19 protein-coding genes are annotated in these 20,660 nt (G+C 60.8%); 5 read left to right on the top strand and 14 right to left on the bottom strand.

The features are described from left to right. Positions 1–68 precede the first annotated feature (68 nt). From AABA48_RS03465 to AABA48_RS03415, 11 genes are all read right to left on the bottom strand, one after another. A complete protein-coding gene (locus AABA48_RS03465) occupies positions 69–1,028 on the bottom strand; it encodes a DUF4140 domain-containing protein (protein ID WP_286352126.1) in 960 nt (319 codons plus the stop codon). 25 nt (positions 1,029–1,053) lie between these two features. Further along, positions 1,054–1,524, bottom strand: coding sequence for an FKBP-type peptidyl-prolyl cis-trans isomerase (locus tag AABA48_RS03460; RefSeq protein ID WP_286352125.1), 471 nt, complete (start codon positions 1,522–1,524; stop codon positions 1,054–1,056). Between the two features lie 18 nt (positions 1,525–1,542). Then, complete coding sequence (locus tag AABA48_RS03455; protein ID WP_286352124.1) at positions 1,543–2,034, bottom strand: EVE domain-containing protein; 492 nt, start codon at positions 2,032–2,034, stop codon at positions 1,543–1,545. 30 nt (positions 2,035–2,064) lie between these two features. Then, positions 2,065–3,306 (bottom strand): DUF1015 domain-containing protein, encoded by a 1,242-nt coding sequence (locus AABA48_RS03450; protein ID WP_286352123.1) that lies wholly within the window; start codon positions 3,304–3,306, stop codon positions 2,065–2,067. A gap of 15 nt (positions 3,307–3,321) precedes the next feature. Further along, positions 3,322–4,125: an NlpC/P60 family protein gene (locus tag AABA48_RS03445; protein WP_338271114.1), complete on the bottom strand. Its 804-nt coding sequence runs from the start codon at positions 4,123–4,125 to the stop codon at positions 3,322–3,324. A 6-nt stretch (positions 4,126–4,131) separates the two neighbouring features. Beyond that, a protein-coding gene (prfB, locus tag AABA48_RS03440; protein ID WP_286352121.1) for a peptide chain release factor 2 occupies positions 4,132–5,251 on the bottom strand; the annotation gives its coding sequence in 2 pieces (ribosomal slippage) (positions 4,132–5,181 and positions 5,183–5,251; 1,119 coding nt in all). Positions 5,252–5,334: 83 nt separating this feature from the next. Continuing rightward, positions 5,335–6,894, bottom strand: a complete 1,560-nt coding sequence (gene lnt, locus AABA48_RS03435; RefSeq protein ID WP_286352120.1) for an apolipoprotein N-acyltransferase — start codon at positions 6,892–6,894, stop codon at positions 5,335–5,337. After that, positions 6,894–7,748, bottom strand: coding sequence for a hemolysin family protein (locus tag AABA48_RS03430; RefSeq protein ID WP_286352119.1), 855 nt, complete (start codon positions 7,746–7,748; stop codon positions 6,894–6,896). The genes lnt and AABA48_RS03430 overlap by 1 nt, the downstream gene beginning before the upstream one ends. A 67-nt stretch (positions 7,749–7,815) precedes the next feature. Then, positions 7,816–8,586 carry a diacylglycerol kinase gene (locus tag AABA48_RS03425; protein ID WP_434007040.1) on the bottom strand — a complete coding sequence of 257 codons (771 nt, stop codon included), beginning with the start codon at positions 8,584–8,586 and terminating at the stop codon, positions 7,816–7,818. Continuing rightward, a complete protein-coding gene (gene ybeY, locus AABA48_RS03420; RefSeq protein WP_286352118.1) occupies positions 8,579–9,031 on the bottom strand; it encodes an rRNA maturation RNase YbeY in 453 nt (150 codons plus the stop codon). The genes AABA48_RS03425 and ybeY overlap by 8 nt, the downstream gene beginning before the upstream one ends. Next, entirely contained in the window at positions 8,928–11,339 is a 2,412-nt protein-coding gene (locus AABA48_RS03415; protein ID WP_286352117.1) for an HD family phosphohydrolase, read from the bottom strand. Before AABA48_RS03415 ends, ybeY begins: the two co-directional genes overlap by 104 nt. Before the next feature lie 225 nt (positions 11,340–11,564). Here AABA48_RS03415 and eno point away from each other — a divergent pair, with 225 nt between their 5' ends. Then, positions 11,565–12,851 carry a phosphopyruvate hydratase gene (eno, locus tag AABA48_RS03410; RefSeq protein WP_286352116.1) on the top strand — a complete coding sequence of 429 codons (1,287 nt, stop codon included), beginning with the start codon at positions 11,565–11,567 and terminating at the stop codon, positions 12,849–12,851. Positions 12,852–12,940: 89 nt separating this feature from the next. Here the strand turns inward: eno and AABA48_RS03405 are convergent, their stop codons facing one another. Then, positions 12,941–13,351 carry a response regulator gene (locus AABA48_RS03405; RefSeq protein WP_286352115.1) on the bottom strand — a complete coding sequence of 137 codons (411 nt, stop codon included), beginning with the start codon at positions 13,349–13,351 and terminating at the stop codon, positions 12,941–12,943. Positions 13,352–13,399: 48 nt separating this feature from the next. Continuing rightward, entirely contained in the window at positions 13,400–14,962 is a 1,563-nt protein-coding gene (locus AABA48_RS03400) for a sensor histidine kinase (protein ID WP_286352114.1), read from the bottom strand. A 290-nt stretch (positions 14,963–15,252) separates the two neighbouring features. On the opposite strand from AABA48_RS03400, the gene AABA48_RS03395 reads away from it, so the two are divergent. From AABA48_RS03395 to AABA48_RS03385, 3 genes are all read left to right on the top strand, one after another. After that, positions 15,253–16,698 (top strand): nicotinate phosphoribosyltransferase, encoded by a 1,446-nt coding sequence (locus AABA48_RS03395; RefSeq protein ID WP_286352113.1) that lies wholly within the window; start codon positions 15,253–15,255, stop codon positions 16,696–16,698. Between the two features lie 13 nt (positions 16,699–16,711). After that, positions 16,712–17,317, top strand: a complete 606-nt coding sequence (locus AABA48_RS03390; protein WP_286352112.1) for a nicotinamidase — start codon at positions 16,712–16,714, stop codon at positions 17,315–17,317. 125 nt (positions 17,318–17,442) lie between these two features. After that, positions 17,443–18,510, top strand: a complete 1,068-nt coding sequence (locus AABA48_RS03385; RefSeq protein ID WP_286352111.1) for a 3-deoxy-7-phosphoheptulonate synthase — start codon at positions 17,443–17,445, stop codon at positions 18,508–18,510. Positions 18,511–18,518: 8 nt separating this feature from the next. On the opposite strand, the gene ald is transcribed toward AABA48_RS03385, so the two are convergent. Continuing rightward, positions 18,519–19,616: an alanine dehydrogenase gene (gene ald, locus AABA48_RS03380; RefSeq protein WP_286352110.1), complete on the bottom strand. Its 1,098-nt coding sequence runs from the start codon at positions 19,614–19,616 to the stop codon at positions 18,519–18,521. 518 nt (positions 19,617–20,134) lie between these two features. On the opposite strand from ald, the gene AABA48_RS03375 reads away from it, so the two are divergent. Then, complete coding sequence (locus AABA48_RS03375) at positions 20,135–20,515, top strand: hypothetical protein (RefSeq protein WP_286352109.1); 381 nt, start codon at positions 20,135–20,137, stop codon at positions 20,513–20,515. Positions 20,516–20,660 lie beyond the last annotated feature (145 nt).

Here is a 20,660-nt window from a genome sequence, read left to right as displayed (position 1 = left end):
TTCTCCCCTACTGGTGATTGGTCACGGGTACGCCACTGATCTCCGGTTCCGGAGCTATTCGGGCACCCTTATCTGCCGGCCACGACCTCGTACAAAACGCCGGGAGCCGCCCCCTCGAACGTCACCGGGCCGAGATACTCGCCCTTGCGGAAGCAGGCCCCCTCACCCGGCACGAGTCTGGCGGCGGAGGAATTGCGAAAGGAAAAGGTCGTGCCGCCCTGGAGCGAGTCAAGGGCCTCCGCCCGCTCGACGGGGAAAACGCGACGGTCCACGACAGCGAAGTTCTCCGGCGCGGGGAGCGGCATGGCGCCGTTGGTCGCATCCGCCATGGACAGGGGGACGACGCTCCCTTTCCCGGCGCCCCGCGGAAGAATGGCCCGAAGCGCCACCTCCACCGAATCCGTGCCGTTGAACCTGAAGTCGTAAAAGGGGGTCCAGCCGTTTCCCTTCACCAGGTAGCTGTAGCGGACGCCGCCCTTTCCGGCGAGTCGGAGCCGGGCGACGCTGCCGCCGGGGGACTCCGAAGCCCTGAGGGCCTTCAGCCGGTCATCCACCGACCTGATCCCCTCCTCGGTCTGCCGACGGGCCCGATAGACCTCCTCCAACTGCGTCAGGGCGTACTCGGTCCCCTTCCTGACCGACGTGAGGGGTTCGGGGTTGCCCTTGGTCTTTCGCGGCGCCTTGCTGCTTTGCGATTTTGCCGCCGCCTTGAATATCTCTTCCCGCGCTTCGATGGCTCTGAGTCGGTCCTCAAGGCCCTTGCGCCGTTCGGTCAGGCGGGTGATGCCGCTGCCGGCTCCGGGCCGGAGGGGCTCCACTTCAACGCGGACCACGCTGGCACGGCCGGCAGGACTCACCCGGAGGGACCCGGGGATGTAGGTCGAAGGTAGCGGGACCTCCACCGTACCACTGGCAGTGGTTGCTTCGCCCGAAATCCGGGCCCCGTCCAGATAGTAGGTGACGGTGCCGCCGGCCATGGCCGGCACGGCAGCCAGCAGAAAACCGATTACATAAAGCGTGAGTCGCATCCGCCCTCCTTGGCGTAGCACGCAATCACGTGGCAACGTCGAGCAGTTCCACCTCGAAAATCAGAGTTGCGTTCGGCGGGATCACCCCGCCGGCTCCGGCGGCACCGTACCCGAGTTGGGGGGGTACGATGAGACGGCGCTTGCCGCCGACCTTCATGGACATGACCCCCTCATCCCATCCCGGGATCACCTCGCCCGCGCCGATGGTGAAGACGAACGGCTCTCCCCGGTCCACAGAGCTGTCGAACTTCGTGCCGTTCTCAAGCCAGCCCGTGTAGTGAACCTTCACCGGTTTACCGGCCACAGGGGCCGCACCGGACCCGGCGACAAGGTCCACGTAGGAAAGCCCCGAAGCAGTCGTGACGGCATCCGAGGCGCCGGCGGAGCTTGCAGGCTTCGCCGCGCCGGCCGGCTTGGTCTCCCTGTCCGAACAGGCCGCCACGACAATCCCGACCAGAAGAAGCAGCAGTACGAGAATTTTCTCGACGTTTCTCACCAATACCTCCGAAATGACTTACAGATTCAACGGCTCATCGATCCCGCCGAGCCTCAGGATGAACTCCCATTGGGCCGGAGTCACCGGTTGCACCGAAAGGCGGCTCCGCTGCAAGAGGACCATATCCGCCACCTCCGGGTGCATCTTCAGCTCGGCGAGCGTCACCGGCCGCGCGAGTGGCTTCACATACCTGACATCGACCATATACCAGATGGGGTTGTCCCGGCCGGCCCGGGGATCGAAGTGTTCGCCTGCCGGGTCCAGGGCGGTCCAGTCGGGATACCCCTCGCGCACGACCCGCGCAATGCCGACCACCGCCGGCTCGGGGACGTTGCTGTGATAGAAGAGGACCCCGTCCCCGGGCTTGATCTCGTCGCGCAGAAGATTGCGGGCCTGGAAGTTGCGCACGCCGTCCCAGTGCTCCGTGCCGTTGGGGCGGCTCCCGAGGTCGTCAAACGAAAAACAGGACGGCTCGGACTTGAAGAGCCAGTAACGTCGCTCGCGGTTCATGGTGCCTCCCCGGTCACGCGACGCGCCGTCCTAGGTCAGGAGGTGCACGAAGAGCCCGCTTCTGAGCTTGGGCTCGAACCAGGTGGACTTGGGGGGCATGATCTTGCCGGCATCGGCCAGCTGCATCAGCTCAGCCATGGACGTGGGGTGGAGCGAAAAGGCGATCCGATACTCACCACCAGCCACTAGGCGCTCCAGTTCGCCGATGCCGCGGATGCCCCCCACGAAATGAATCCGCTGGTCGGTCCGCGGATTGCGGATGCCGAGGACCGGACCCAGGAGGTTGTTCTGGAGGATGGAGACGTCAAGACGGGACACTGCGTCGTGCTCGTCAAAGGTTCCCTGCTTGGGCACAAGCTGGTACCAGCGCCCCTCCAGATACATACCGAACTGGTGCCTGCTTTTCGGTTCAAACCGCCCCTCTTCCGGGGAGACGCTGAAATGCTCTCCCACCCGTGCCATGAACTCGGCCACGGTGAGACCGTTCAGGTCCTTCACCACCCGGTTGTAGGGCATGATAGTCATTTCGCTGTCAGGGAAGATCACGGTAAGGAACCAGTTGTACTCTTCGCCGCCCGTGTGATCGCGGTTGGCGGAGCGGCGCAGATCCCGCACCCGCCCGGCCGCAGCGCTCCGGTGATGGCCGTCCGCCACATACAGGGTTGCGATGGAGGCGAACCGGGCGGTGAGTTCGTCAATGACTGTGCGATCGTCAACGACCCAGAGAGTATGGGAGACCCCGTCGTCCGTGGTGAAGTCGTAGGCCGGTTCGGCCGAGGCAACCCCGGCCACGATGGCGGTAATGGCCGGATCGTTGCGATAGGTATAGAAGACCGGCTCGTCGTTGGCGTCGAGATAGTCGATGTGCTTTACCCGGTCCTCTTCCTTGTCGGCCCGGGTGAGCTCATGCTTCTTGATGACCCCGCTTTCGTAGTCGTCCACGCCGGCACAGACCACGAGTCCCGTCTGCACGAACTCACCCATCTTCTGGCGATAGACGTAGTAACACTCCCGGGGTTCCTGAACAAGGATGCCCTCGGCCGTGAACCGTTCCAGGTTTTCCCGACCTTTTTCGTAGACCGGTTCAGCGTAGGGATCCATCTCGGCAGGAAGATCGATCTCCGGCCGGGAGATATGGAGAAAGCTGTAGGAGTTGCCTGATGCCATGACCTTGGCCTCGGCAACGCTCATGACGTCATAGGGAAGCGCGGCCACCTTCTCGGCCAGGTGCTTCGGCGGGCGGAGCGCCCGGAACGGCTTGATCAGAGCCATGGTTACCTCGATAAATTAGAAGTAGCGCCGCCCGCCCATGAAGCGGGTGGTGAAATAGTTCTCAGCCAGGGAGGAGACCTTGATGTCGTCCCCTCGACGGGGGGCATGGACGAACCGGCCGTCTCCCACGTAGATCCCCACATGGTTGATGCTGTCATCGGATGAGCCGAAGAAAACCAGATCGCCATCGCGCAGGTCCTCGCGTCCGATCGGGTCTCCCACCTTGAACTGCTCGCGGGAGGTTCGGGGAATGTTGACCCCGCAGAGGTTATACACGGCCCTGACGAACCCGCTGCAGTCCATCCCGTCCACGACGGTATCGCCGCCCCAGCGGTAGGGGATGCCAACGAACCGCTCCGCGGTGCGGGCGGCAATGGCCCCCATGTCCCGGTTGCCCCGGTCGTTGTCGGGGCGGCTGCGGGGCTGGTCGGACTTAGGCCGGCCGATGGTCGCGGCTGGCTCCTTGCGGATGACCGTTTCGCGCCTCGCGACGGGCAGGTTTTCCGGCGAGGCGATGAAGTAGGATCCGATCATGCCGTCGGCCACCAGCCTGCGGGCCTCCCTCCGGGCAGCCTCCCGGGAAGGAAAGTCGCCGAAGCGGACCGCGTAGAGGCCGTTGTCACGTTTGAAATAGAAGGCATCGATGCCGCGAACCTGAAGCCTTGCCGTAAGACGCTCGGCGTTCTTCACGTCGGAGAATGCCCCCACCTGGATGGCATGGCCCACGCGGGAGAGACCCGCCCGGGGCGTGGCGCAGCCCGTGGCCGTCACGAAGGCCACTGCGACAAACACGATGAAAAGTGTTAGTGTTTTTGCCATCGCACCTTACTCGTCGGAGTCTTTCACATCGCGCCGCACTCCCATGAGAAACGCTACGACGAAATCCTCCAGTGCACCGTCCAGGACCGCGTCGGGGTTGCCCGATTCGACTCCGGTCCGCAGGTCCTTGACCATCTTATAGGGGTGGAGCACATAGGAGCGGATCTGGCTTCCCCAGCCGATATCCTTTTTCTCGCCGGCCAGTTCGGAGGCCTGGACTTCGCGCTCCTGGAGCTCCTTTTCGTAGAGTTTCGCGCGGAGCATCCGCAGCGCCGTGGCTTTGTTCAGGTGCTGGCTTCGCTCGCACTGGCAGGCGACCACGATGCCCGTGGGAAGGTGAGTAAGCCGGACGGCGGAGTCGGTGGTATTCACGTGCTGACCGCCGGCGCCACTGGAACGGTAGGTGTCGACCCGCAGATCCGACTCGGCGATCTTGATCTCGATGTCGTCCTCGATTTCAGGGAAGACGAACACTGAGGCAAAGGAAGTATGCCGGCGGGCATTGCTATCGAAGGGAGAAATCCGCACGAGGCGGTGAATCCCGGCCTCGGCCTTAAGATAGCCGTATGCGTACTCACCGTCAACCGTAAAGGTCGCCGACTTCACCCCTGCCTCGTCTCCCGCCTGGAAGTCGGTAATCTCGGTCTTCCAACCCTTGCGCTCGCAATAGCGCAGGTACATCCGAAGCAGCATCTCGGCCCAGTCCTGGGCCTCGGTTCCGCCGGCACCGGCATTGATGGAAACGAAACAGCTGTTCTTGTCGTGGGGCCCCGACAGCATGCGCTGGAACTCGGCCCCCTCCACCTCGCGCTCAAGGTTGTCGTTGAGGGCGCGGACTTCGTCGAGTGTGGCCTCGTCCTGGGCTTCCTCTCCCAATTCGATGAGGACGCGGATGTCGTCCGCCTGGCGGTTGAGGCGATCCCACAGGTCTATGAGTTTTTCGATGCGGGTTCTCTCCCGCAGGACCTTCTGGGCTTCCTCGTTATTGTCCCAGAAGCCGGGAGCGGCGATCTGCGCTTCCAGTTCCTGGATGTCTTCCCGCTTGCTGTCTATGTCAAAGAGACCCCCGGAGCTTGGCAATCCGCTCCCCGAAATTTTCGACCCGTGCAACTTCTTCTCTGAACATCGTCAACTCCTTGTTGTGACTCAAATAAGCGCGACGCCGGTGCGGGACGGCACACGGCGCCGGAAAATGTCCGGGATATCCCGTCAGGCGCTACCGGCCCTGCGATGGGCACGCAGTGCTATCAGCGCGCCACAGGCCAGGCAGGCCATGGCAAAGACGTCGCCATAACGGTTATAAATGGTGCCCCCCTCTCCCAGTCGCACCTCGCCGGTAAGGACCGCCTCCTCGAACAGATTGGTCATTCTGAGAATGTGTCCTTTGCTGTCGATGATGGCAGTGATGCCGGTGTTGGCGGCCCTCACCAGGGGAACCCGGTTCTCCACGGCGCGGAAGACTGTCATGGAAAGATGCTGGTAAGGAGCGGAGGATCGCTTGTACCAGGCGTCGTTGGTGATGTTGACCAGAACCCTGCTTCCGGCCCGCACATACCCCCGTGCCAGTTCGGGAAATATTCCCTCGAAGCAGACCAGCACCCCGATGGCACCCTTCCCCGTCTCAAGGGAGGCAATCCCGGCGCCGGGCGAAAAGTCGCCGATGCCGGCCACGATCTTGTTGACGAAGGGGAGAAACTTCGCCATGGGCACGTACTCGCCGAAGGGGACCAGGTGGATCTTGTCGCTGCGGCCCACAACATCCCCCCAGGGGGACAGAAGGAACGCACTGTTCAGGTAGCGAATCGTCTCGCCGTCCCGTTCAAAGGCCGGGCTCCCCACAACCGTGCAACTGCGCAGCTCCCTCGTCAAATTCCGGATGCGGGACGCGTATTTCTCCTCGTTCTGGAGATAAAACGGCACCGCGCTCTCGGGCCAGACCACCAGGTCGGCGGGACCGGTGCTGCACGCCTTGCGGGACAGACGCTCGTACACCGCCACCGTCGCCTCCTGAAAAGCCGGGTCCCACTTTACGCTCTGGTCGATATTGCCCTGAATCAGAGCTACGGTGAAAGGAGCCCCTGTCTCGGGGCGGTGCAGGCGATTGAAACCGTAGGCAAGGGTGGCAACCAGGAGCAGAACCAGGATAGCTGCGCTCTTCACCGGATAGGGTGCCCGTTCGCGGGCCGCAAAACCGCGGATGATCCGGTACAGAACCACATTGCTCAGGGCGATGAGAAACGAAAGGCCGTAGACGCCGGTCAGATCAGCTATCTGGATGAGCGGCAGGGTCCGATACTGGGAGTACCCGAGGCTTGCCCAGGGAAAACCGGTGAGAAGGAATGACCTGACATATTCCAGCCCCACCCATACCACCGGAAACGCAAGAAGGGCGGTGATTCCCCGCTCCTCGCCGCGCCTGACTACATAGGCGGTTACGGCGGGATAGAGGGCCAGGTAGCCCGCCAGCATCAGAAAAGTGACGATGCTGACGCTCCAGTGGAGACGGCCGTAGGTTACCACGGCGATATTGATCCAGTAGAGGATGCCGGCGTAGGCCACCAGTCCCGCGGCGAAGCCGAGCCTGAAGGCGACGGCGGGAGCCTTGCGGCCGCAGGCGAGCAGTAGCGGCACCATGGCCACCCACGCCAGAATGGAAAAGCCGGGCTTGGGGAACGACAAGGCGAGGAGAACGCCCGAAAGGGCAGCCATGAAGTAGTCGCGCCGGGGGACGGCATTGAAGCCGGGCATGTGAAACCTGCGGTAATCCACTACGATTGGGCCTCCCCGGCCTCGTCACTGCGGCGGGCGATCCGTACTTTCTTAATGTTGCGTTCGCCGGCCTCCAGGACGGTCATGCGCAGGGTGTCGCTCTCGACTTCCTCCCCCACCATGGGAATCCGCCCGGTGAGATGGAAGATGAGACCCGCCACCGTGTCGAATTTTTCCCGCTCAACCTCGATGCCGAAATACTCCTCCAGATCCTCGATGGGCAGCCGGGCATCGACCAGGATCGAGCCGTCGGGCTCCTCCTCCAGCCATTCCTCTTCCAGGTCGTACTCATCCTGGATGTCGCCCACGATCTGCTCCAGCAGGTCCTCGATGGTAACGAGTCCCGAGGTGCCGCCGTACTCGTCGATGACGATGGCGATGTGAACCCGCTTCCGCTTGAATTCCTGGAGCAGCTCCTCGAGGTTTTTAGTCTCGGGGATGAAGTAGGGGGCTCGCATGATCCGCTTGAGATTGATGGCGGGTTCGCTCATGCCCCAGTATTTGAGCAGATCTTTGGCGTAAATGAGGCCGATGATGTTGTCAACGGTGCCGTCGTAGACCGGGATGCGGGAGTGACCGCAGCTGATAATGGTATTGAGGACGTTCGCCACCGCGGCATCCGCCGATACACAGGCCATGTCGGTCCGCGGCACCATGATCTCGCGGACGATGGTGTCCCGCAACGCAAAGATGGAGCGGATCATCGCGTTTTCTTCTTCGTTGATGATCCCTTCCTCTTCACCGGCATCCATGATCTCCTGGATTTCCTCCTCGGTGATCCGTTTCCTGCCCGTGAGGAACCTGCCGATACTGTCGATCAGACTGCTCCCTTTCCTGCCTGAGCCTTCGTCCAAGGCGCTGTTTCCTCCCCTTTCATCGGTTGCTGGTTATGGTGTATGTGTGATCACGTGCCGCCGGCCGCTACTTCAGTATTCTGAACAGAGTCAGGACCAGCGCGGAGATGGCAGTCCCCGTAATCGCGCCCAGGACCACTTCGCGCATGGTGTGAATATTGAGCAGCAGGCGCGAATGGCTGACCATCACTGCCAGAGCGATGGTGAGGATGGAAATCAGAGGATCCTGGGTGGACAGGGAAACCACCGTGGCGATGCCAAAGGCGACGGCGGCATGTCCGCTCGGCAGTCCTCCCTCCAGGGGGGTCCCCCTGCCGGACAATGACTTGAGGATCACCACGACAATCACCACGACAAGGAGCGCTACAACCGTCCCCATCTCCGTGGGCGTTCCTATCATGGCGAGGGCCTCCTTGTAAATCGGAAAAATGTACTTGGAGAGTATCAGGTATCCCATGACCGCCGCGCCGATGGCGGCCGTGAGTACCCCTCCGGCGGCCACGTCCTTGGCGATCTTGGCCAGGGGATGGTAGCCGGGCGACACCAGATCCACCACCGCTTCCACAGCAGTATTCATAAGCTCCGCGAACAACACGAAGGCGACCGACACCGCCAGCAGCGTGAATTCGAGGGGGGTCACCCGCAGAAACAGCACCGCCACCAGCAGGCCCAGAGCGGCCAGAAAATGATGCCGCATGTGCGGCTGGGTCCGTGAGGCCCAGAGAATCCCTTCAATGGCGCAGTTGACCGAATCGATGAAGCGGGTGGGCTTGAGGGCTGCCCCGGGAGGGCGTTCCTCTTCCGGAGTCCCGTCTTTCTGCTGGCCGGAGCTAGACAAGTCCGTCGTTCTCGAGGAGAGCGAAGATCTCCCGTTCCTTTGCCTCCATCCGCCGGGCTTCGGCCTCGCCGCTCCGTTCGTGATCGTAGCCGGTGATGTGGAGGATGCCGTGGAGCAGGAGGAAGCAGAGCCGCGACCAGAAGGCAATGCCCGCCTCTTCCGCCTCCCGGGCCGCCGTGTCGGCCGAGATGATCACGTCACCCAGCACATCGGGGTTGAGGTCGCCGAAGTCCCCCTCCCCCATGGCAAACGAAATGACATTGGTAGGGCGGTCCTTGCCAAGGTAGTCGCGGTTAACCCTGCGGATGCCCAGATCGCCGGTGATGACCACCGACAACTCGCTATCGGGAAATCCCAAGGCGCCTAAGATCGTCTCCGCCACCTTTCTTAGGCGTCTCGTCCCGATCGGATGGCGTTTTTGTCTGTTCGTTATCGCTACCTTCAAGGGTCTTCTTTCCTCCGGGCGTTTTGTCCTTTTCCTTGTAGGCCGGTTCCGGATAATCGATCCGGTGGTGATAGATGCCGGCAAGGATCTGGTTGAAGCTCTTGGCGATCTCGTGAAGGTTCTTGAGAGTCAGTTCGCACTCATCCAACTGGCCGTCGATGAAGATATTATTAATGATCTTCTGGACCAGTCCCTGGATGCGGGCCGGTGTCGGATCGGCAAGGGTCCGGGAAGCCGCTTCCACGCAGTCGGCCAGCATCACGAGCCCTGCTTCGCGGGTCTGGGGCTTGGGACCGGGATAGCGAAAATCGCGTTCGTCAACCGCCTGGCCTTCGGCTGACACATTCTTTGCCTTGCCGTAAAAAAAGCTGATCAGGGCAGTCCCGTGGGATTGGCGAATAATGTCGATGATCGGCCGCCCCAGCCGGTGCTCGCGGGCCAACTCCACCCCCTCTTTTACATGGGAAATGAGGATCAGGGCGCTCATGTTGGGCGACAGCTTGTCGTGGCGATTCTCGCCGCCGCCGACGTTCTCGATGAAATACTGGGGCTTGCTGATCTTGCCGATATCGTGGTAGTAGGCGGCAACCCGCGCCAGAAGGGGATTCGCGTTGATGGCCTCCGCCGCCGCCTCCACCAGGTTCCCCACCAGGACGCTATGGTGATAGGTCCCGGGAGCGCGGACCATCAGCTCCCGGAGAACGGGGGAATTGAGGTTGGACAGCTCCAGCAGCTTGATGTCGGTCACGTAGTGGAAAACCGTTTCGATCAGGGGGATCACCCCGGTAACAATGGCCGAACAGACGATCCCGCCGGCCAGGGCGAATGCGGCGCTCCACAGCGTCTGGGTAGTCAGGAAGCTGTCGCCCATGACCTGGAAAGAGAAGGCCATGGCCAGGTTCACCACGCTCACCTTGAGACCGGCGGTATAGATCCGGCTACGGTCCTTGCAGTGGCGCACGCCGTGTGCGCCGACGATTCCCCCCAGAAGAGCGTAGACCACCACGAAGAGGCTGTTGTTGAACATGATCCCCAGCAGGGGTGCGGTGATGGCCGCATAGACCATGGCCACTTCGGAATTGAGGATGATCCGGATGATCATCGGCCCCACGGCAAAGGGGAAGAGATAGAAGTAGTCGTGGGTATCGATGCTGGGGAACGGTGTCCCCAAGGCTGCGGAAACGGTCATGCCTATCTTGAAGACAAAGAAAAGCCCCACCGTGATCAGGGCGATCAGCAGCAGGTCCTTACTGGTCGGGCTAAATTTGCGGATGTTCTTGCGCGCGAAGCGGTAGGGGAAATAGAAGAGGACCAGCACAAGCCCCATGATGCCGATGGCGGTGAAAAGGTGGTGAATGCCGTGGCGGGCCGCAAAGAGCATCTCGAGCTTCTGGGCCTGTTCTTCGGTTATCCGCTCGCCGACACGGACGATCATTTCGCCCCGCTTGACCTGGATATAGGAAGGACGGACGCTTTCCCGGGCCTGCATCCGGTTGCGTATGGTCAGATCATCGTTAAAGGAGAGGTTGGGCTTCACCACTTTGGCCACGAGCCCCTTGAGCGACTCGGTTTCCCGCTGCGAAACCCCGCCGGCGGCGATGCGTACTTCCTTGAGCGCAGCACCGGCCTCTTCGACACTGAGCGGCGCGACCGCGTACTCCATCTTGCCCAGCGGCTCCCCCGAGCGGGAATCCACAAGCATAATGCCGTGGGCGCTGTCGGCGGCGAACCGCCCCTTGTCGGCAATGATCTTGTGGCTGTAGAGGTGCCCGGCCAGCTGAGACACCTGCTCGATCAACTCTGAACTGGAGCCGAGCCGCATAAGCGCGGCAATCTCCGCCCGGGAAGGAGCGAATCCGAAGATGTCGCTCAACGCCTGATCCACGGAGGTCTGTTCAGCTTCCTGCCGATTGGTCGCGGCCTCCCGCAGCACCACGAGCGCCTGCTCGAACCGCTTCACGAGTTCGGCCGCCGCCTGCTGGTCGAAGCTGTACACAAAAGGAACGGCGTTCTCCGCCTCCTTGCGCTTGCGCTCGGTCAGGGCGCGGTCTTCCAGCAGATGGTCGCGGGTGGCGCGAATATCGGTGGAGGCAATGTCGCCCGCTTCATGGCGGACGGACATGAACTCCTGGCGTGGGAAAATGACGAACGTGAGGATGATGGCCGTGGCGATCAGGAGAATCCGCCGGTTTCTGCTTTCGTGCCTCGGACTGGAGAACCGTTCGAACAGGTTGTCCACAAGGCGTCCCAGCGAGAGCGACAGTGAGCCGCGTATGTCCCGATCGTTGTTGCCGCTTTGAGAGGGCATAGAGTTACTTGTCTGGTGCAGCGTTGCCGCGGGTTGACATCAATTGAGGCGGGAGCACATCCCCGCGATTGTCCGGTTTGACCAAGTAATTACTATATCGTTCTTCTTTCCTGCGTGTCAATTTAGGATTAAAGGTGTTTCCATTTCATGAGGGCTCTGCTATATACTTTCCCTGTTTTGTCCAAGGTCAGACGACCTGTCACATTCTCAGCAAGGGGGCCATGAATGAGTGAAATCACTGACGTTTACGCGAGGGAGATCCTCGATTCCCGCGGCAATCCCACCCTGGAGGTGGAAGTTTTTCTGGAGTCCGGCGTCATGGGCCGTGCGGCTGTTCCCTCCGGCGCCTCGACCGGTGAGCGGGAAGCTCTGGAACTGCGGGACGGCGACGCCTCACGTTATCTGGGCAAGGGAGTTCTCAAGGCCGTCGACAACGTGAACGACATCATTGCCGAGCAACTCATCGGCATGGAGGCCACCGACCAGGTGGGGATCGATCGGCGGATGCTGGAGCTCGACGGAACGGAATACAAGAGCACCCTGGGGGCCAACGCCATTCTCGGCGTGTCGCTTGCCGTTGCCAAGGCCGCGGCCGAAGAGGTCGGCCTCCCCCTCTACCAGTACATCGGCGGCTGTAATGCCCGGGAGCTTCCGCTCCCCATGATGAACATCCTCAACGGCGGCGCCCATGCCGACAACAACGTCGATATCCAGGAGTTCATGATCATGCCCGCCGGTGCCCGGAGCTTTTCCGAAGCCCTGCGGATGGGGGCCGAGGTGTTCCACGCCCTGAAGAGCGTCCTGAAGGCTAAGGGCTACAATACCGCCGTCGGGGACGAAGGGGGCTTCGCACCGAACCTCAAGTCGAACGAAGAGGCCCTCGAAGTCATCATTGAAGCCATAGCCAAGGCCGGTTACAAGGCGGGCGAAGAGATCCTCCTGGCCCTCGACGTGGCGTCGTCGGAACTGTTCAAGGACGGCAAGTACTTCCTGGAAAACGAGGCCAAACCCGAAAAAACCGCAGACGAACTGATCGACTTCTATGAGAACCTGGTCAACAAGTATCCCATCATCTCCATCGAGGACGGCATGGCCGAGAACGACTGGGAAGGATGGAAGAAGATCACCGACCGCCTCGGCAAGCGGGTCCAACTGGTGGGAGACGATCTCTTCGTAACCAATACGAAGATCCTCAAAGAGGGAATCAGCAAGGGGATAGCCAACTCAATCCTCATCAAACTGAACCAGATCGGCACACTCACCGAAACCCTCGACGCCATCGAGACCGCCAAGCGCGCCGGGTACACCACCGTCATCTCCCACCGCTCCGGCGAAACCGAGGACACGACCCTTGCCGACCTGGCAGTGGCGGTGAACGCCGGACAGATCAAAACCGGCTCCCTGTGCCGGACCGACCGGGTGGCCAAGTACAACCAGTTGCTCAGGATCGAGGATGAACTGGATGTGACCGCCCAGTTCCGCGGTAAGGATGTATTCTACAACCTGCGCTGAACCGGCACCGGTCGGCATATCTGAAACGCACAAAAGGCGGGGGCATCCCCGCCTTTTTACTTGTGGCTGCAGGTGACTGAATCGTCCGCTCAGGCAGGCCGAGCACTTATTCCCAGCCGATTGAGCACCTCCGACATCCTCCCCGCATCCAACGGCTTCTGAAGAAAATGGGCGGCGCCCAACTTGCCGCAGGCTTCCATGTCCCGCTCATGATCCGACGACGTGAGCACTACCACGGGAATGTCGCGGGTATCTTCCCTTTTTCGCATCTCGCGCAGGACATCGACTCCGTCCACCCTTGGCAGCTTCAGATCCAGGAGGACGAACCGGGGCGGAACCCGGTTCTCAGCAACCGTCAGATAGCGAAGGGCTTCGACACCGTCTTTTACCACATCGATCCGCGAAAGAACCGGAAATTTTTTAAGCACCCGCCGGGTTAGAAACTCCTCGTCGGGATTATCCTCCACAAGCAGCATGGTTATTTCTTCGGTGCTAGCCATGACGTCCTCCCCTCTCCACCTGTTACCCGTTAGATGCAAAAACCGCGCTCAACCCATGTCCGAAGACCGGAACGAGCAGACAACCATAGTTCCTTTTCCTTCACTGCTGTCGATTCTAACATAACCGCCATGGCGATCGACAATTCTTTTAACCAATGCAAGCCCCACGCCGGTGCCGGGAAATTCGCCATGGCCATGAAGACGTTCAAAGGGGCGGAAGAGCCGTTCGGCATAGGCCATATCGAATCCCGCACCATTGTCGAGGATGAAAAACGCCCCTTCGGCGGATACGACCGCCCCGAATTCGATGAGCCCTTCAGGCTTGTTCCCCGTGAACTTCCAGGCGTTGCCCACGAGATTGTCGAGAACCACCGAAACCAGGCGAGGATCGGCGTCCACATGGACGCCGGGCTCGATGATCACGGCCACGCGCCGTTGGGGCTCGCTCTCCCGCAGATCGGCAATGATGCGTTCAACCATGGCGCTCAGATTCACCTTTTCACGGCAGAGCTCGCCACGGCTCACCTGGGTGAGGCTCATGATCGCGGCGACGACACGCCCCATCTGGTCGCAGGTGGACATGATCCTCTCAAGGTAGAACCGGCCGGCGCTGTCCAGCTTGTCGCTGAAATCCTCTTCCAGCGCCAGGCAGAACCCCTTGAGCCTTACCAGCGGGGCGCGGAGGTCATGGGAAACCGAATAGTTGAACGATTCCATCTCCCGGTTGGCCTTCTCAAGCTCTGCAGTCCGCCTGTTGACGCGCTGCTCCAGCTCGTTATTGAGAGCGCTGATCGCCTCCTGGGCCTTGCTGCGTTCCGCTTCGCGCTGTTCCAGGGCGGTCACCATCCCGTTGAATGCGACCGCCAGCCGCCCCACCTCGTCTGAGGTCACAACATCGACTTTTCTGAAATCGCCGTCGCGCAATGCACGGACTCCGTCCGTCAGCCGGTCGAGGGGCCGGGTGATCTTGCGGCCGATGACATGGGCCAGAATGCCCCAGAGAATAATTGCCGCCAGGGCAATCAGGACGCTGTTGACCACAAGCAGCCTGAAGGCAGTGGTAAAGCTCCCCTTGTCGAAGATCACGCGGGCGAAACCTATGGTGCGTTCGTGAATATTCCGGGAACTTGCACCGAAGTAAAGTTCCTCCTCGGAAAAGCTGCCCGCATCCAGAAGGATTGGCGCCCAGAATTCGACGGATGTCGCTGTTTCGAACCGGATGGGGCCGGGAGACATCTTCAGGACCCCCTTCGCTTCAGGCGGTGGCGGGGGCGGCAGAGATTCGTTGTCCAACGCTCCGCGCTCTTCAAGGATCGGCTTCCCTTCAGGGGAATAGACCCCGGCAGACACCACCCCTTCGTAAGAGGCCACCCCGTCGAGGGCTCCCTTAATGAATCCTTGATTGTGGGTAACGACACCGATCCGGGCATTGAAGGCAAGCACTCGCGCAAGAGAGGTTCCCTCCCGCATGAATGCTTCGCGGGCCAGTTGCCAACGGTCAAAGAGATAGAAACCGGCAAAAAAGAAAACCACGACAAGAAACAGGAGACCGAACGAGAGGAAAATCCTCGCCGAGAGTTTTTCCTTGGCTATGGCAAGGGGAGAGCGCATGGGGACCGCCTGGTTACCGAAACGTACAAGAGCGAGGCAGCGTTATGAATAGGCCGACACGCATGTGAGACAGTCATTTAAGGCCGCCTGAGGCGACACTAAAGCATCTTCGAATGGGAAGTCCCGGTACTGCCGAACGTTTCATTCAGGCAGTAGAACTACCAGCAACTCCATGTTTTGTCCAGGGTTTTCCGGAACAGCCCACCTGCGGGACGGTTACATCGATGAACCGGCCACGAGCGGCAGATGTGTGCTATACTCACGAAAAATCGAGCACGGAGGGTCGTTCCATGCGCTACTCACCCCTTCTCACCGACCTCTACCAACTGACCATGCTCGCCGGCTACCTGGACCAAGGCATGGCGGAGACGCCGGCAGTCTTTGATCTGTTTTTTCGCCACAATCCTTTCCAGGGTGGCTATGCAGTCTTCGCCGGACTCGACACGGCCCTCGACTTTCTCGAACACCTCGATTTCTGCGAAGACGAGATTGAGTATCTCCAGGGGCTCGGCCTCTTCCGGCCGGCATTCATCGATTTTCTCCGTTCGTTCCGCTTCAGAGGAAGGGTAACGGCCCCTCCCGAAGGAACGGTGGTCTTTGCCAATGAGCCGCTGGTCACGGTGGAGGCGCCCCTGGCCCAGGCCCAACTGGTGGAAACGGCGCTCCTCAACATCATCAACTTCCAGACGCTTGTGGCCACGAAGGCGGCCCGGATCGTCCACGCGGCAGCGGACGGAACCGTTCTCGAGTTCGGCCTCCGGCGCGCCCAGGGTCCCGACGGCGGCCTGAGCGAAGCCAGGGCGGCCTACGTGGGAGGGGTACGCAGCACCAGCAACGTCCTGGCAGGCAAGACCTTCGGCATCCCGGTGCGCGGCACTCACGCCCACAGCTGGATCATGGCCTTTCCCGACGAATTGACGGCGTTCAGGAAATACGCAGAGGTCTTCCCCGACTCCTGCATCCTCCTGGTGGATACCTATGACACTCTCAGGAGCGGCCTGCCCAACGCGATCACCGTTGCGCGGGAGTTGCGGGCCAGGGGACACGAATTGGTCGGGGTACGGATCGACTCGGGCGACTTGGCCTACCTCTCGCGCCAGGCGCGGCGGCTGTTCGACGAGGCAGGGTTCCCCAATGTGCGGATCGTCGCCTCCAATGAGCTGGACGAATTCGTCATCGAGTCGATCCGGGCCGAAGGGGGATGTGTCGACATCTACGGCGTGGGAACCCGGCTCGCCACCTGTGCCGGGGAGGGAGGAGGCGCCCTGGGAGGTGTCTACAAACTGGTCCGGATCGGCGATCGACCGCGGCTCAAGGTAACGAGTGACCTGGCAAAGGCGACCCTGCCTGATCGGAAGCGGCTCCTGCGGGCCGTGGCGGCCGACGGCACCTTCATCCAGGATGTGATCTGCCTGGACGGCGAAGAGGTGCTTCCAGGCCATACGGTCTTTGATCCGGCCAATCCTCTGCAGCATGTGACCATCCCGATGAAGGCCCGCCTTGAAGACGTCCGTTCCGTTGCCATGGAAAACGGCAGGCGGACCGCCGCTCGGCCCGTCTCACTCGACGGGATGGCCGACCGGTCACGGAATCAACTCGCCCTCCTCCCCCAGGGATGCCGCCGGTTCATCAACCCTCACCGCTACAAGGTTTCCATCAGCCAGGGGCTCAATGACCTGCGACTTCGCCTCATGGAGAAGGTGCGGCACGGGTATCACGACATTGCCGATCCATAACGGAGCATTTGCCATGGAAAATGATGCCGCCCTTCTCATCGTCGACGTCCAGAATGACTTCTGCCCCGGCGGAAGTCTGGCCGTCCCCGAGGGTGACACCGTGGTTCCTGTCCTCAATGGCTATATCAGCGTCTTCCGCGCAGCCGGACTCCCCATCTTCGCCTCACGGGACTGGCACCCGCGGATGACGTCCCATTTCAAGGAATACGGCGGACCGTGGCCGGTCCATTGCGTGCAGGAAAGCCACGGCGCACAGTTTCATCCAGACCTGGCACTTCCCGGGGACGCTATCATCATATCGAAGGGAATGGATCCGGAACGGGACGACTATTCGGCGTTCCAGGGAACTTCGCCCGACGGGACGCCCTTCCCGGCCCTGCTCGCCGCCCGTGGCATCCGCCATCTGTACCTGGGGGGGCTTGCCACCGATTACTGCGTGAAGGAATCGGCGCTCGAAGGGATCCGACACGGTCTCATCGTCACTGTGCTGACCGATGCGTCACGGGGAGTCGATCTCGCCCCCGGCGACTCGGAGCGGGCGGTGCAGGATATGATGCGGGCGGGGGTGCGGGTGACATCCTTTGAGGGCATCAGACAGGAACAACGGCTGCGGAATTGAAAACACCACGAAAAGGTGTGGTATCGGGTGGCTCGTAGTTCTAGCAAAAACCGGAAAAACGTGCTATTGCTACCTTGACTCGACTATTTCATCGTATTTTCATATAGTTCAAGGAGACTAAACCCATGATTCGCACGAGCAACCTGAAGATCAAAAGCATTACCCCCATCATTGCGCCGGGGGAATTGCGCCAGGTATTTCCCCAGTCGGAGGAGGCGGCCGAGTTCGTTAACTCCAGCCGCGCCCATATCAAGAATATCCTCAAGGGCAAGGATCCGCGCCTGATGGTGGTGGTGGGCCCCTGCTCCATTCACGATCCGAAATCGGCTCTGGAGTATGCGGGACGGCTGGCGCGCCTGGCAGCCGAACTGTCGGATCAGCTATTCATAGTGATGCGGGTCTACTTCGAAAAGCCCCGCACCACCGTAGGCTGGAAGGGACTCATCAATGACCCCGACATGAACGGCACCCATCAGATCTCCAAGGGGCTCGGCATCGCCCGGCGGCTGCTGTCCGAAATATCGGAAATGCTCCTGCCGGTGGCAACCGAGATGCTTGACCCCATCACACCCGACTACCTGGCGGATTGCATCTCCTGGGGAGCCATCGGCGCCCGTACCACCGAGAGCCAGACCCACCGCGAGATGGCCAGCGGTCTCTCGTTCCCGGTGGGATTCAAGAACGGCACCGACGGCAATCTCCAGATCGCCATCGACGCCATGAATGCGGCACTCCATTCCCACAGCTTTCTCGGCGTCAACCGGGATGGGCGCACCTCCATCATTCAGACCACCGGCAACCCCGATGTCCACATCGTCCTGCGGGGAGGCAAAAAACCGAACTATTTCCCCGAAGACATCAAAAAGACCGAAGAGATGTTGGAAAAGGGGGGGCTCTTCCCCACCATCATGGTCGACTGCAGCCACGGCAACTCGGAAAAACGCCACGAGAAGCAGCCCGACGTGCTCTCAGCCGTCGTGGACCAGATTGCGGCCGGCAACCGCTCCATCTCCGGCGTCATGATCGAGAGCTTTCTGGAAGAAGGGAACCAGTCGATCCCCAGGGATCTCTCAACCCTCAGGTACGGCGTATCCATCACCGACAAGTGCATCGACTGGAAGACCACCGAAAGCATCCTGCGCTCGGCCCACGACCGCCTCAAGGCCGCGGGAGGCAGGCCCCTGCACGGGTAGGCCCACGGTCAGGCAAAGGTAACGCGGGGCAGTTCCAGGGTTTCGGCCAGGGCCCGGTGAGCGATGCCGCCCCGCCAGGTATTGAGGGCTCCCCCCAGGGCGGGGTCGCGCCTCAACGCTTCCTCAATACCAACGTTTGCCAGCAACCGCACGTAGGGAAGGGTCGCGTTGGTGAGCGCCAGGGTGGACGTGCGGGGATAGGCGCCCGGCATATTGGCCACGGTGTAGTGAATGATGCCGTCCACTTCGTACACAGGCTTGTCGTGCGTGGTCGGCCGGCTCGTGGCGACGCATCCACCCTGGTCGACGGCAACGTCCACAATGACCGCCCCCTTCCGCATGGTCGCGAGCATGGGGCGGGTAATAAGTACCGGAGTACGGCCGCCGGGAACCAGCAGCGCACCAACCACCAGATCGGCACCCCGAAGATGATCCGCCAGGGCATCGGCCGTGAGGACCAGGGTCCGAAGCCTTCCGTTGAAGATGTCGTCAAGGCTCTGAAGCCGTTCGACCCCCCTGTTCATAACCGTTGTTTCCATGCCAAGGCCGAGGCAGACCCGTGCCGCGGCACTGCCCACCACCCCAGCGCCGAGGATAAGCGCCCGCCCTGCAGCTACGCCGGGAACGCCGGGGGGCAGCGTTCCCGTGCCGCCGTGAATCCGCTGGAGATAAAACGCTCCCACCAGGGGGGCCATCCGGCCGGCGATCTCGCTCATCGGCGCAAGCAGCGGCAGCGCTCCCCCCTTCTCCAGAGTTTCGTAACCAATAGCGGTCACGCTGCGTTTCAGCAGCGCACGGGCCAGCGCCTCGTTTGGAGCCAGGTGGAGATAGGTAAAAAGCGCCTGCCCGGGCTGCAACAGCGCATACTCGTCCGGCAGCGGCTCCTTCACCTTGACAATGAGCTCGGCCTGACCGAAGAGGTTATCCCGGCCCACCACCCGGGCACCGGAGCAAAGAAAATCATCGTCGGCAAAACCGCTCCCCTCGCCCGCGCCCGCCTCAACGAGAACCCTGTGTCCTTCCCGCGTGAGCTCAGCTGCGCCGGCCGGCGTCATGCCGACCCGGTATTCGTGGACCTTTATCTCCCGGGGCACACCTATGATCATGGCTCGATTCCTCCGCATCGGATAGAGGTGCTCTGGGTTTTCAGTATACCTCAGGATAGTGATTCGGCATGACGCAGCCCTGCACACATTCCTTTCTTTTCACACCCCGACATATCTCTCAGATATATTAGCACAAAAATATAAACAAAAAATAATATTTCCAAATACACGACCAAACAGCGCGACAACGCTACACTATCAGCCAAATCACCAGGTTTTGCGACCTCCGCTGTCATTTCACGTCATTATCTCCAAGAAATACAAATTACCCTATCTTGCCATAATTCCTCTACATTATAGATTAATATATTAAAATAATAGACACAACACATCCACACCTATATGCCAAATGGCGACACCTCTCCCGCATACCTTAAAACCAACAAGATCATGAACCCAATAATTACAATAACTTTTGTGCGTTAGGGTGCTGTTTTCATAAAGTCACGGTGTTGGGATTTCACCGGCAAGCGTTTTGCTCAAAAAAAATCAAACATCGCGCAGACAAGGAGGATGATATGGAAACTCTCTACACCATGATGGTTGTTCTTACCACCGTCGTTTCAGCCGTCATGATTCCGCGTATCATGCTCGACTGGTTGCGCTATCAGGAATTTCTGCGGGATCGGAATGATGAGGAGCTCAAGGCGCTTATCGCGGGACACAAAGGCTGGATTATACGGCACGGCCTGTGCGCCCTCGGCGCAGTTGCCCTGGTAACCAGCATTAAATGCCTGCCTGAACTTGCCCGCTATGACGAACTCGCAGGAGTCACAGCTGCTTACGGCATGATGACCCTGGCGTTCGCCTTTGTGGAATCGCTTCTGGCCCAGCGGATTGAGAGCAGCCTGCAGTCCGGCCTCGTCCCTGTGTCCACTGACAGCCAGTTCGAACAGTAGCTCCATCGTAATACACGGCGCGGAGCCAGTGCCCTGCGCCCGCCCATCTTTTCTGCAATGCCTTAGTATCAATCGCGCGGCCATCCGGCCGCGCTTTTTTTCGTCTACCAGCGGATACCGAGTAGGTGCATGCGCTGTTGACGTC

This window comes from Geobacter sp. 60473 (genome assembly GCF_036323535.1).
Taxonomy (GTDB): domain Bacteria; phylum Desulfobacterota; class Desulfuromonadia; order Geobacterales; family Geobacteraceae; genus Geobacter; species Geobacter sulfurreducens.
Note: the sequence above shows the minus strand (reverse complement) of the source record. Positions and strands in the feature narration are given on the sequence as shown.

Bases quoted from the DNA above. Each gene is read 5' to 3' on its own strand.
- AABA48_RS03465 (WP_286352126.1), bottom strand. From the start codon at position 1,028: ATGCGACTCACGCTTTATGTAATCGGTTTTCTGCTGGCTGCCGTGCCG.
- AABA48_RS03455 (WP_286352124.1), bottom strand. From the start codon at position 2,034: ATGAACCGCGAGCGACGTTACTGGCTCTTCAAGTCCGAGCCGTCCTGT.
- AABA48_RS03450 (WP_286352123.1), bottom strand. From the start codon at position 3,306: ATGGCTCTGATCAAGCCGTTCCGGGCGCTCCGCCCGCCGAAGCACCTG.
- AABA48_RS03445 (WP_338271114.1), bottom strand. From the start codon at position 4,125: ATGGCAAAAACACTAACACTTTTCATCGTGTTTGTCGCAGTGGCCTTC.
- AABA48_RS03415 (WP_286352117.1), bottom strand. From the start codon at position 11,339: ATGCCCTCTCAAAGCGGCAACAACGATCGGGACATACGCGGCTCACTG.
- eno (WP_286352116.1), top strand. From the start codon at position 11,565: ATGAGTGAAATCACTGACGTTTACGCGAGGGAGATCCTCGATTCCCGC.
- AABA48_RS03405 (WP_286352115.1), bottom strand. From the start codon at position 13,351: ATGGCTAGCACCGAAGAAATAACCATGCTGCTTGTGGAGGATAATCCC.
- AABA48_RS03400 (WP_286352114.1), bottom strand. From the start codon at position 14,962: ATGCGCTCTCCCCTTGCCATAGCCAAGGAAAAACTCTCGGCGAGGATT.
- AABA48_RS03395 (WP_286352113.1), top strand. From the start codon at position 15,253: ATGCGCTACTCACCCCTTCTCACCGACCTCTACCAACTGACCATGCTC.
- AABA48_RS03390 (WP_286352112.1), top strand. From the start codon at position 16,712: ATGGAAAATGATGCCGCCCTTCTCATCGTCGACGTCCAGAATGACTTC.
- AABA48_RS03385 (WP_286352111.1), top strand. From the start codon at position 17,443: ATGATTCGCACGAGCAACCTGAAGATCAAAAGCATTACCCCCATCATT.
- ald (WP_286352110.1), bottom strand. From the start codon at position 19,616: ATGATCATAGGTGTGCCCCGGGAGATAAAGGTCCACGAATACCGGGTC.
- AABA48_RS03375 (WP_286352109.1), top strand. From the start codon at position 20,135: ATGGAAACTCTCTACACCATGATGGTTGTTCTTACCACCGTCGTTTCA.